Genomic DNA, 11,211 nt, shown 5'->3' with positions numbered 1-11,211 from the left:
CGGCACGGCACGGCACGGCACGGCACGGCACGGCACGGCACGGCACGGCACGGCACGGCGCGGCACGGCACGGCACGGCACGGCACGTTCAGGCGGCAGCCTCGGCGGCAATCGGCACGGGCGCGCTGGCGGTGGCGGTCGGATCGCCGATCAGCGCGAACAGGTTCTTCGGATCGTCGGCGGGCGGAATCAGCGCGATCTCGACGCCTGCGTCGTGCCGCTGCGCGAGCACATACAGATAACGCAGCGCGGCGTAATCCTCGAGCGCGAAGCCGACTGAATCGAACACGGTGACCTGCGCGGCGCTTTCGCGGCCGGCGGCATCGCGCCGCAGCACGCGCCACAGCTCGACGACCGGAAAATCGGCCGGCAATTGCTGGATGTCGCCTTCGATGCGAGTCTGCGGCTCGTATTCGACGAACACGCGGCTCATGCGCAGCACGTCGGCGTGCAACTCGGTCTTGCCGGGGCAGTCGCCGCCCACCGCGTTCAGGTGCATGCCCGGCTCGATCATGTCCGGCGTGACGATCGTCGCACGAGTCTTGTCCGCGGTGACGGTCGTGACGATGTCCGCGCCGCGCACCGCGTCGGCGCTCGACGCGGCTCGCACGATCCGCAGCGCCGGATACGCGCCGAGGTGACGCACGAGCTTGTCGGTGGCGCGCGGATCGACGTCGAACACGCGGATCTCGTCGATCCCGAGCAGGGTGTGGAACGCGATTGCCTGGAATTCGCTCTGCGCGCCGTTGCCGATCAGCGCCATCGTGCGCGCGTCCGGCCGCGCGAGCGCGCTCGCGGCAAGCACCGACGTTGCGGCGGTGCGCAGCGCGGTGGTCAGCGTGAGTTCGGCGAGCAGCAGCGGATAGCCGGTGCCGACCTCGGCGAGCGCGCCGAACGCCATCACCGTATGCATGCCGCGCGCCGCGTTGACCGGGTGGCCGTTGACGTACTTGAACGCGAACAGCGCCGCATCGGCGACCGGCATCAGCTCGATCACGCCGTCGCGCGAATGACAGGCCACGCGCGGGGACTTGTCGAAATCGTTCCATCGAAGAAAGTCGGCGCGCAGCGTGTCGACGAGTTCGCGCAGAACGCGCGTCACGCCGCTGCGGGCGATCAGGCGGGCGGTGGCGGGCACGTCGAGGAAGCGGGTCATGGGAGTCTCCTGGGTTGGGCGCGGCGTGGCGAGCCGCCGATAGAGACATTATTTCCGCGAGGTCGGCCAACAAAAAGACAGCATAAGTGACAGATTCACCGATAGACTGCGCAAAATGCCTGCAGGAAGTGGCAATGTGATGGACCGGCGCTGGCCGAACGCGCCAATGCGCGTCAGGCTTGCGGTTTGACGCATTCATGAAGGGGACGCGCGCTCAGATGATTACGCTCGATGACGTCGATCGCCAGCTCATTGCGCTGCTGCGCGACAACGCGCGCCTGTCGGTCGTCGCGCTGGCGAAGGCGTTGCGGGTCGCGCGCGCGACCGTGCAGAACCGGCTGATCCGGCTGGAGAAGAACGGGGTGATCGTCGGCTATACGGTGCGGCTCAAGCCGGCGGCCGAACGGCACCGGATTCGTGCGCTGATGTGCATCGCGGTGGAGGGCAACCGCGCGGCGGAGGTGATCAAGGTGCTGCGCGGCCATCCGAACGTCGCGACGATCCACAGCACCAACGGGCGCTGGGATCTGATCGCGGAGCTGCATGCGGATTCGCTGGAGCATTTCGATCGCGTGCTGGGCGCGATCCGGTTGATCGACGGGATCGCGAACACGGAGACGAGCATTCTGTTGTCGACGCACAAGGCGTGAGTCACGCGCTGCTCTCACGCTTCGAGCGTTTTCCTTCATCGCCAGCCATGCGGCCGGCGTCATGACCGGCAGCGACGTCGCGATGAACGGCGGCCGGCACATGTGACGACGCATGTCCGCATCGCGGGACGGCGTCGCTCGCTTGCCGCCGCGCGCCGTTTTCCGCTCGTGTCTTTTCCAAAAGAACTTTTGTATGTCGGATAGCGTCCTATGATGATATTTCCGCGGGCGGCGGCTATCGGAAGAACGGGGAATGCCGTGGCGGCATCGGCCGGCGAAGGCGCGCAACGCGTTTCGGCGCGCCGGTCTCTTTCGCGCCGCGCCCGCGCGACGGGCCGGACGGCTTGCGCCGTCGCGGCATCGAGCAGAAGACATCCAACGGCCATGCCATGAACAAGCGCTTTTTCACCACCCTGATTCCGTTGGTCTTGCTGGGTGCGGGACTGTGTCCCGCGTCCGTGCTCGCGCACGATCTCGACGACCAGTTCACCTGCAAGTCCAGCGCGCACGCATTCATTTCCAGGCTCATCGGCGACCAGTCGATCGACCCCTCCCCGATGCTCGTCGAGGCCAACTCGGTCAATGCGTTCAAGCCCAGGCACGACGCCGGGCTCACCGCATTCGGCCTGCGCGTTCGCGCGGTGTTCGGATACCAGCCGGGCGATCCGATGTTCAAGCCGGGGAGCGGCAAGACGCCCTCGGGGCCGATCTATGGCGCCGTGGTGTTCGGCTCGACCGATTCCGTCGAAGCGCTGTTGCGGCAAGCGGGCAGCCATGCGGCGATACACCAGGTCATCCCGCTCATGCTTTCCGCCATCGTGTGCGAGAACTGATGCCCGCGACCCTCCGGGCGCATCCGGCCGCACCCGCGCCGCTCAGTTCCGCGCGCGCTTGCGGAACGCGCTCGGCGTGATGCCGTGCCGGCGCTTGAACGCCTGCGAGAAGCTCGACAGATCGCTGTAGCCGAGACGGCCGGCGATTTCCGTGAGCGTCAGGTCGCCGGCGCCGAGCAGGTTTTCGGCGGCGGAACGGCGCGCCTCGGCCAGCAATGTCCGGAACGTGACGCCCTCGTCGCTCAGGCGGCGCTTCAGCGTCCGCTCGCTGACGTTCATGAGGCCGGCCATGCGCCCGAGATCCGGCAGCGCGGCCCCGGCGGCGCTCAAATGATGACGGACCGTCGCCGCGGCGCCGGCGCGCGCGCGCCTCGATTCCATGAGCCGCATGCACATCTGCTCGCACATCGACGCCGTGACCGGGTTCGCATGCGGCAGTGCACGGCTCAGGAGCGCGCGCTCGAACGAGAGACTGTTGAACCGCGCGGAGAATTCGTGCTCCACGCCGGGCGTGGCCGGCCATGCCCGCGACGCCCGGCATGCGGATGGCGGCCGCTTGCCCCGGAACGCAAAACGGAGCGGCGCAACGTCGCCGCCCAGGACTTCCCGCAGCAGGACGGCCGCGGCGGCCATGTCCCGCTCCACGAGAAACTGCCGGACCTCATCCGCGAGGTGGTCGGGCTCGCCGAATCGCAATACGCCGGCCTGCTCGTGCTCGTGGTACGTAATCGACGTGAACGCGTATGAAAGCGGCAGGAAACGCAGCGCCAGCGTGAGCGCGTGTCCGGCGGTCTCGCTGCTGATCAGGCCGTAGCCCCACATCCCGTGCACTGAAAACGTATAACGCAGTCCCACCTGAAACCCGAGGCCGGGCGGGTTCTTCAGCAGCCGCAGCAGGTTCTGGGCGATGCGCAGCTCCTGCGCGGCGGCCAGTTCCAGGTTGGGGTCGTCGAGCTGGCTGGCGGCGAGGCGCGTGCCGGCAAGCAGGCGAGCGGCCGGGAGTCCATGCTCCTGTCCGAAACCGGTCAGGAGTCTTGCGCTGGCCGGGCCCCTCGTGAATTCCCCGAAACTCATGCTGATGGACCTCGTGGAAACATCGCTTTGGCCTGAATCATAAAATATTTGTCCTCTGCCAACATTGTAGTTTTTGTATGCGGCGGGCAACATGTCGAGGCGTTGCATCGCGTGTGATGCCCGGCACCCGCGCGTATTTAAACCGACGCGAAGCCGGAAAGAATATCGATGCGGCGAAAGCGGGCGTGTCAAATGGCTGTCGCGTTTTCGTCGTTGTCCCGGTAATGGAGCGCGCACGTCGCGATAAATCCGCTAGGATTGTCGGCGCATGCCGTCGCGCGATTTCCCGCCTCGCAATGTCCGCGATCCCGTGCCATGCGGAACATGGCGCGATGCGCCGCGTTCCGCGTGCGCGGCGTCGATGCACGCCGGCGTTTGAATGGCCTCGCGGGCATGCGCTGTCGTTGCAGGTTCCTCGAACCGCGTGCTCGAATAGAAACCGCCCAGGTCAATGAAACCGCGCGCCGGACCGACGCTGCGATTTCAATGGGCGAATACGGACGACGAGTCGGGCGCGTGTCTTTATTCGGCCCGCCGCCGGTGACGCGAGTGGGTTTGATGTCCGATTCGGGCGGCGTCATTTTGTCTCACGAACGGCGCCCGAGTATCAGGTATCAGGTATCGGGTGCCGGGCAATAGTTATGCGAATGAATCAGCTCGTTTTCGGGAGATTGCGCACTGCCATGGTTGATATGTATTCGATGAATGCTGTCGGGGATTTTCGTTTCGCGGCGGCTGTACGCGACGAGCGGCCGGTTGGGCCCGCGGTGGATTGATCCATGGTCGACAGAGTGCTGATGAACAAAAGGCGGAGTTGGGCAATCGCGGCGGTCGTGGCGGCCGCGTTGATCGGGGCGGGCGTCTGGTGGGCGCATGACCGGCGCGGCGCATGGCCGGACGATATCGCGTTCGCGAACGGGCGGCTCGAAATGGCGCGCATCGATGTCGCGGTGAAGTACGGCGGGCGCGTGGTCGAGCTGCCCGTTCACGAGGGCGACGTGCTCGCGGCGGGCGCGGTGGTCGCGCGCGAGGACGACTCGGAATTGCTGGCGCAGCTCGATGCGGCCAACGCGTCGCGCACGCGCGCGGCCGGCGCGGCGACACGCGCGCGCGCCGAGGTCGATGCGAGCGCGGCGAACGAGCGGCTGGCGGGCCTCGAATGGACGGAGACGTCGAAGCTGTTCGGCGACGGGCAGGTGTCGGGCGTCGAGCGCCAGCGCCGCCGCTACGCGCTCGACGGCGCCGAGGCCGGCCAGCAGGCCGCCCGCTCGGGGCTCGACGAGGCGCATGCGGCGATCGCCGAGGCCGACGCGCAGATCGCGCGGCTGAAGACCGTGCTCGCCGACACGACCATTCGCGCGCCGATCGCGGGCCGGGTCGAGTACCGGATCGTCGAAGTCGGCGCGGTGCTGCCCGCAGGCGGGCGCGTCGCGACGATGCTCAACCCCGACGACATCTATTTCACGATCTTCCTGCCGGCGCCTCAGGCGGGCAAGCTCGCGATCGGCGCCGACGCACGCATCGTCCTCGACGCGTTCCCGAACGAACCGATTCCCGCGCGCATCGGCTTCGTGTCGAGCGACGCGCAGTTCACGCCCAAATACGTCGAAACCGCAGGCGAGCGTGCGAAGTTGATGTATCGCGTGAAGCTGCAGTTGCCGGTCGACGTGGCGCGGCGTCTCGCGCCACGGCTGAAGGCCGGCCTGACCGGCAACGGCTTCGTGCGGCTCGATGGCTCGCATCCGTGGCCCGCGGCGCTCGCCGTGCGCGGGAGCTGATCGATGGCTGCCACGCTCGGCACGTCGGGGGCGGGCCATGCGGCGGGTGCGATCCAGGTCGCGAACCTGTCGCATCGCTATGGCTCGGCGCTCGCGCTCGACGACGTATCGCTGTCGCTGCCGGCGCACACGACGATCGGCCTGATCGGCCCGGACGGCGTCGGCAAGTCGACGCTGCTCGGCGTCATCGCCGGCGTGAAGCGCATCCAGCAGGGCGCTGTGTCGGTGCTCGGCGCGGACCTGCGCGTGCGCGACCGGCGCGAGGCGATCCTGCCGCGCGTCGCGTTCATGCCGCAAGGGCTCGGGCGCAATCTGTACCCGACGCTCTCGGTGTACGAGAACATCGATTTCTTCGCGCGCCTGTTCGGGCTCGATGCGCGTGCGCGCGCGGCGCGCATCCAGCGCCTGCTCGATGCCACCGGCCTTGCGCCGTTTCCGGACCGGCCGGCAGGCAAGCTGTCGGGCGGGATGAAGCAGAAGCTCGGCCTGTGCTGCGCGCTCGTGCACAATCCCGACCTGCTGATCCTCGACGAACCGACCACCGGCGTCGATCCGCTGTCGCGCCGCCAGTTCTGGACGCTGGTCGACGATCTGCGCGCCGAGCAACGCGGCATGAGCGTGATCGTCGCAACCGCCTACATGGAAGAGGCGCAGCGCTTCGAGCATCTGGTCGCGATGGACGGCGGGCGCGTGCTCGTCAACGACAGCACGCAGGCGGTGCTCGAGCGCGCGGGCACGGACGACCTGGAGCGGGCGTACGTGTCGCTCCTGCCGGCTGCCAGCGGCGCCGACGCGGGCGACCTGGTGATCCCGCCGCGCCCGCAGGACGGCGCGCCCGCGATCGTCGCCGACGGGCTCACGCGGCGCTTCGGCAGCTTCGTCGCGGTCGATCACGTGAGTTTCCGGATCGAGCGCAACGAGATCTTCGGCTTTCTCGGCTCGAACGGCTGCGGCAAGACCACGACGATGAAGATGCTGACCGGCCTGCTCGACGCGACGAGCGGGACCGCGACGCTGCTCGGCAAGCCGATCGACGCGACCGACATGAACACGCGGATGAAGGTCGGCTACATGTCGCAGTCGTTCTCGCTGTACGAGGAGCTGACGGTGCGGCAGAACCTCGACTTGCACGCGAAGCTCTACCGGATGGAGGGCGCGCGCGCGAGTGAGGCCGTCGAGCGGTCGCTGGCGAGCTTCGAGCTGCAGCCGTGCGCCGACGAGCGGCCCGCCGCGCTGTCGCTCGGCATCCGCCAGCGGCTGCAGCTCGCGGCCGCGTGCCTGCACAAGCCGGAAGTGCTGATCCTCGACGAACCGACCTCGGGCGTCGATCCCGGCGCGCGCGACATGTTCTGGCGGCACCTGATCCAGCTGTCGCGCGAGGAGCGCGTGACCATTTTCATCTCGACGCACTTCATGAACGAGGCGGCGCGCTGCGACCGCATTTCGCTGATGCACCGCGGCCGCGTGCTCGCCGTGGGCAGCCCGGAGGAATTGCGCGAGCAGCGTCACGCGTCGACGCTCGAAGAGGCATTCGTGGCCTGTCTCGAAGAAGCCGAGGCCGCCAGCGCGCCGACGCCGGCCTCGCGCCAGCCGGAGGCGGCGCGACCCGGCGCGCAGCCGGACGCGGGGGACGAAGCGTCCGCCGAAGCGACGGCCAAAGCAACCGCCGAAGCGGCCGGCAAAGCGACGGCCGAAGGGACCGCCGATGGGACCGCCGATGGGACTACCGAAGGGACTGCCGAAGGGACTGCCGAAGCGACGGCCAACGCAATGGCTAACGCCTCGCCCACCGCCTCGCCCACCGCGGCACCCACCGCCGGTTCGCTCGCGCGCATCTGGGCCTTCGCGCGCCGCGAGTCGCTCGAACTCGCGCGCGACAGGCTGCGGCTCGCGTTCGCGCTGCTCGGCCCGGTGGTGCTGCTGCTCGCCGCCGCATGGAGCGTGTCGTTCGATGTGGAGAACGTGCGATTCGCCGTGCTCGATCGCGACCATAGCCTTGAAAGCCGTACCCTGGTCGAGCAGTTTTCCGGCTCGCGCTACTTCGTGCCGACCGGCCACGTGTACACCGACGGCGAAGCGCGCCGCCTGCTGCAGGCCGACGACGCGCAGCTGGTCGTCGAGATTCCGCCGGACTTCGGCCGCGACCTGCTCGCCGGGCGCCGGCCAGAGCTGTCGTTCCATGTCGATGGCTCCAGCCCGTTCCCCGGCGCGACGATCGGCACCTACGTGAACGCGGTGCTGCTCGACTACGTCGGCAAGGAAATCCGTCATGCGAGCGTCGCGATGCCCGCGCTGCCGGTGTCGGTCGAGTCGCGCTTCATCTACAACGAGGAATTCCGCAGCATCTACGCGATTACGCCCGGCGTCATCATGCTCGCGCTGATCCTGATCCCGACGATGCTGACCGCGCTCGGCGTCGTGCGCGAGAAGGAGATGGGCTCGATCACGAATCTCTACGCATCGCCGGCCGGCGTCGGCGAGTACCTGCTCGGCAAGCAGGCGCCGTACGTGGGGCTCGCGATGGCGAGCTACCTCGTGCTCGTCGCGCTGACCGTCACGGTGCTCGGCGTGCCGCTGAAGGGATCGTTCGTCGCGCTCTCGATCGGCGCGCTGCTGTTCGTGTTCGCGGCGACCGGCCTCGGCCTGCTCGTGTCGACGTTCGTGCGCTCCCAGGTCGCGGCGATTTTCGGCACCGCGATTCTGTGCCTGATTCCGTCGGTCAATTTCTCCGGGCTGCTCTATCCGGTGTCGACGCTCACCGGGAGCAGCTACTGGGCAGGGCTCGGCTTTCCGTCGTCGTGGTTCCAGCTCGTGAGCCTGGGCAGCTTCACGAAGGGCCTGGGCGCCGCCCACTTCGGCACGATGTACGCCGCGCTGTCGGGCTTCGCGCTGCTCTACCTGATCGGCGCGTATTGCCTGTTGCCGAAGCAGGAGGCCTAGCCGTGACGCAATGGTTCAAGAACGTCGCGCGTCTTAGCCGCAAGGAGATCTTCAGCCTGTTCAGCGACGCGACGCTGATGGCGCTGATCGTGTTCGCGTTCACGCTCGCCGTCTACTCGGTCGCGAAGGGGATCAAGGCCGAAGTGTCGAATGCGTCGGTGGCGATCATCGACGGCGACCACTCGGAGCTGTCGCGGCAGTTGCGCGCGGCGATCCAGCCGCCGTATTTCAAGCCGCCGGTCGACGTCGGCCGGCAGGACATCGACGCCGAGCTCGATCGCGGCCGCTACATTTTCGCGATCGAAATCCCGCCGCGCTTCGAGGCGGACGTGCTGGCGGGCCGCTCGCCGTCCGTGCAGGTGCTGGTCGACGCGACCGCCATGACGCAGGCGGGCCTCGGCACCGCGTACCTGCAGCAGATCTTCACGACCGAGACGTTCGCGTTCCTGCGCGCGCGCAACCTCGACGCGCGGCTGCCCGTGAACGCGGTCGTGCGCGTGCAGTTCAATCCCAACACGGAATCGTACTGGTTCACGTCGACCATGCAGATCGTCATCGACATCACGGTGCTGTCGATCATCCTGGTCGGCGCCGCGGTGATCCGCGAGCGCGAGCACGGCACGATCGAGCACTTGCTCGTGATGCCGGTGCGCGCGAGCGAGATCGCCGTCGCGAAGATCATCGCGAACGGCTCGGTGATCTTCGTCGTGTCGCTGCTGTCGCTGTGCTTCGTCGTGAACGTGTGGCTGAAGGTGCCGCTGCAGGGCTCGATCGCGCTGTTCGCGCTGGGCACCGCGCTCTACCTGTTCTCGGTGACGGCGCTCGGCATGTGGCTCGCGACGCTCGCGCCCGCGATGCCGCAGTTCGGGCTGCTCGCCGTCCCGACCTATGCGATCGCGTACCTGCTCTCCGGGGCCGCGACGCCGGTGCAGAGCATGCCGGTCGCGATGCAGCCGTTCGTGAAGCTGCTGCCGACGACACAGTTCGTCGCGCTCACCCAGTCCATCCTGTTCCGCGGCGCGGGCATCGACATCGTATGGCCGCGCCTGCTGGGCATCGCCGCAGCGGGCGGACTTTTCCTCGCGCTGGCGCTCGTGCGCTTCCGTTCGATGCTCGCGCAACAAGGTTGAATCGCCGATGACCGACTTCAGAATCATTCAGAACGCTTGCGCGAGACCCGCGACGGGTGCCGATGCGCGCCGTATGCCGGATCGTGCGCCGGGACGCGCGTCGCGCCGGCGAGAGGGCGCCGCCGTGGCCGTCGCGATCGCGGCGGCGATGCTCGCCGCCTGCACGTCGATCGTGAAGGTCGACGTGCCGCCTCAGCGCGACGTTCCCGCCGCGTTCGAGCAAGTGCCGGCGGCGGACGGCACGCAAGCCGACCTCGCGCACTGGTGGTCGCAATGGCAGGATCCCGCGCTTGCCCGACATGTCGATGACGCATTGCGCGCGAACACGGATGTGCGCGTCGCGCAGGCGCGCGTACGCGAGGCGCGCGCGCTCGCGGCGGTCGCCGAATCGGCGCGCTATCCGTCGCTGTCCGCGCGGGCGGGCGGCGTCCACGGCTTCGGCGACCTGCGCGATCCGTCGCAGGTGCCCGACGGTTCGCCCGATCTCGACAGTTATGCGGGCGGCATCACGGCCGGGTGGGAAGTCGACATCTTCGGCCGCCGCGCGAGCGACGCGCAGGCCGCCGCGCTGCTGGCCGACGCCGCGCAGGAAAAGCTGCGCGGCACGCGCGTCGCAATCGCGGGCGACGTCGCGCAGAACTACCTGGAAGCGCAAGGGCTGCAGCGCAGGCTCGATCTGCTCGATCGCAGCCTTGTCACGCTGCATGCGCTGCAACGCTATACCGACGCGCGCTTTCGTGCCGGGCAGGCCACGCGCTACGACGTGGCGCGCGTGAACGAGCAGATCGTCGCGCGCGAGGCCGAGCGTCCCGCGCTGGCGAGCCAGATCGACGTGCGCCGGCGGCGGCTCGCGATCCTCGCCGGCCAGCCCCCGCAGCAGGCCGCGCCGCTGGCCGCGCCGGGGCCGTTTCGGGTGCCGGCCGTGCCGGCGGGCGAACTGCCGTCGGCGGTGCTGGAGCGCCGGCCCGACGTGCGCGCGACGGCGGCGATGGTGCGCGCGCAGGCCGCCCGGCTCGGCAGCGCGAAAGCCGACCTGCTGCCGCGCTTCTATCTGACGTTCGTCGGCCTCGACGGCCGCGTGCATCTCGACGGCCTGTCGGCGCTGAGCGGCACGGGCGGGTTGATCGGCGTCGGCGCCGACCTGCCGATCTTCAACGCGGGGCGCATTCGCTCGAACATCGAGGCCAACGATGCGCGCCTGCAGGCCGCGCTCGCGCAGCACGACAAGACGCTGCTGCAGACGCTCGAGGAAGTCGACAGCGCGTATGGCGTGCGTCACGGCTTCGACCAGCGCAGCGAGCGGCTGGCGGCGACGCTCGAAATCGCGCGCCGCAACGCGGACGAGGCCCGGCGCCTTTACGAAGGCGGCCGGCGGACGTTGCAGGATGTACTGGATGCACGCATCGACGCGTTGCGGCGCGAAGACGAGCTGGTGCAGTCGCAGACCGGCGAGGCGCTCGCGACGGTGCGGCTGTATCTCGCGCTCGGCGGCGGCTGGTCGAGCGGAGACGAGGGATCGCCCGGCAAGACGTGAGCGGTCGAGGCGGGCGCGGGCCTCTCCGGGCCGCGCCGCCGCCGCGAAGCGGGGCGCGGTTGCCGCCGCTTTGCATTCCGAATGAACCCGGGCCGGGCGACCGTGCCCCGCAACGC

At 68.8% G+C, this 11,211-nt stretch carries 9 protein-coding genes; 6 read left to right on the top strand and 3 right to left on the bottom strand.

Translation table 11 applies throughout. The annotated features are described in order from the left end of the window. Positions 1 to 88: 88 nt before the first annotated feature. Positions 89 to 1,156: an ornithine cyclodeaminase gene (locus LIG30_RS00340; protein WP_038708630.1), complete on the bottom strand. Its 1,068-nt coding sequence runs from the start codon at positions 1,154 to 1,156 to the stop codon at positions 89 to 91. A gap of 218 nt (positions 1,157 to 1,374) precedes the next feature. On the opposite strand from LIG30_RS00340, the gene LIG30_RS00335 reads away from it, so the two are divergent. Together LIG30_RS00335 and LIG30_RS00330 are read left to right on the top strand one after the other, a co-directional pair. After that, complete coding sequence (locus LIG30_RS00335; RefSeq protein WP_038708627.1) at positions 1,375 to 1,806, top strand: Lrp/AsnC family transcriptional regulator; 432 nt, start codon at positions 1,375 to 1,377, stop codon at positions 1,804 to 1,806. A 389-nt stretch (positions 1,807 to 2,195) separates the two neighbouring features. Then, complete coding sequence (locus LIG30_RS00330) at positions 2,196 to 2,639, top strand: hypothetical protein (RefSeq protein ID WP_038708651.1); 444 nt, start codon at positions 2,196 to 2,198, stop codon at positions 2,637 to 2,639. Positions 2,640 to 2,681: 42 nt separating this feature from the next. Here the strand turns inward: LIG30_RS00330 and LIG30_RS00325 are convergent, their stop codons facing one another. Both LIG30_RS00325 and LIG30_RS25785 read right to left on the bottom strand, forming a co-directional pair. Continuing rightward, a complete protein-coding gene (locus LIG30_RS00325; RefSeq protein ID WP_038708626.1) occupies positions 2,682 to 3,713 on the bottom strand; it encodes an AraC family transcriptional regulator in 1,032 nt (343 codons plus the stop codon). A gap of 188 nt (positions 3,714 to 3,901) precedes the next feature. After that, complete coding sequence (locus LIG30_RS25785) at positions 3,902 to 4,294, bottom strand: hypothetical protein (RefSeq protein WP_152985942.1); 393 nt, start codon at positions 4,292 to 4,294, stop codon at positions 3,902 to 3,904. Positions 4,295 to 4,492: 198 nt separating this feature from the next. On the opposite strand from LIG30_RS25785, the gene LIG30_RS00320 reads away from it, so the two are divergent. The 4 genes from LIG30_RS00320 (at position 4,493) to LIG30_RS00305 (ending at position 11,095) form a co-directional block, all read left to right on the top strand. Beyond that, a complete protein-coding gene (locus tag LIG30_RS00320) occupies positions 4,493 to 5,491 on the top strand; it encodes an HlyD family secretion protein (protein WP_083493830.1) in 999 nt (332 codons plus the stop codon). Positions 5,492 to 5,494: 3 nt separating this feature from the next. Then, positions 5,495 to 8,431 carry a ribosome-associated ATPase/putative transporter RbbA gene (rbbA, locus tag LIG30_RS00315; protein ID WP_038708625.1) on the top strand — a complete coding sequence of 979 codons (2,937 nt, stop codon included), beginning with the start codon at positions 5,495 to 5,497 and terminating at the stop codon, positions 8,429 to 8,431. Positions 8,432 to 8,433: 2 nt separating this feature from the next. Next, a complete protein-coding gene (locus tag LIG30_RS00310; RefSeq protein WP_038708622.1) occupies positions 8,434 to 9,561 on the top strand; it encodes an ABC transporter permease in 1,128 nt (375 codons plus the stop codon). 124 nt (positions 9,562 to 9,685) lie between these two features. Beyond that, on the top strand, positions 9,686 to 11,095 hold the full coding sequence (locus tag LIG30_RS00305; RefSeq protein WP_235510111.1) for a TolC family protein: 1,410 nt from the start codon (positions 9,686 to 9,688) through the stop codon (positions 11,093 to 11,095). Positions 11,096 to 11,211 lie beyond the last annotated feature (116 nt).

This window comes from Burkholderia sp. lig30, assembly GCF_000687455.2.
Lineage (GTDB): Bacteria > Pseudomonadota > Gammaproteobacteria > Burkholderiales > Burkholderiaceae > Burkholderia.
Note: the sequence above shows the minus strand (reverse complement) of the source record. Positions and strands in the feature narration are given on the sequence as shown.

What these genes read in the sequence shown, in the direction of transcription:
- LIG30_RS25785 (WP_152985942.1), bottom strand. Translation starts at nt 4,294, where the DNA reads ATGACGCCGCCCGAATCGGACATCAAACCCACTCGCGTCACCGGCGGC.
- LIG30_RS00335 (WP_038708627.1), top strand. Translation starts at nt 1,375, where the DNA reads ATGATTACGCTCGATGACGTCGATCGCCAGCTCATTGCGCTGCTGCGC.
- LIG30_RS00340 (WP_038708630.1), bottom strand. Translation starts at nt 1,156, where the DNA reads ATGACCCGCTTCCTCGACGTGCCCGCCACCGCCCGCCTGATCGCCCGC.
- LIG30_RS00325 (WP_038708626.1), bottom strand. Translation starts at nt 3,713, where the DNA reads ATGAGTTTCGGGGAATTCACGAGGGGCCCGGCCAGCGCAAGACTCCTG.
- LIG30_RS00330 (WP_038708651.1), top strand. Translation starts at nt 2,196, where the DNA reads ATGAACAAGCGCTTTTTCACCACCCTGATTCCGTTGGTCTTGCTGGGT.
- rbbA (WP_038708625.1), top strand. Translation starts at nt 5,495, where the DNA reads ATGGCTGCCACGCTCGGCACGTCGGGGGCGGGCCATGCGGCGGGTGCG.
- LIG30_RS00320 (WP_083493830.1), top strand. Translation starts at nt 4,493, where the DNA reads ATGGTCGACAGAGTGCTGATGAACAAAAGGCGGAGTTGGGCAATCGCG.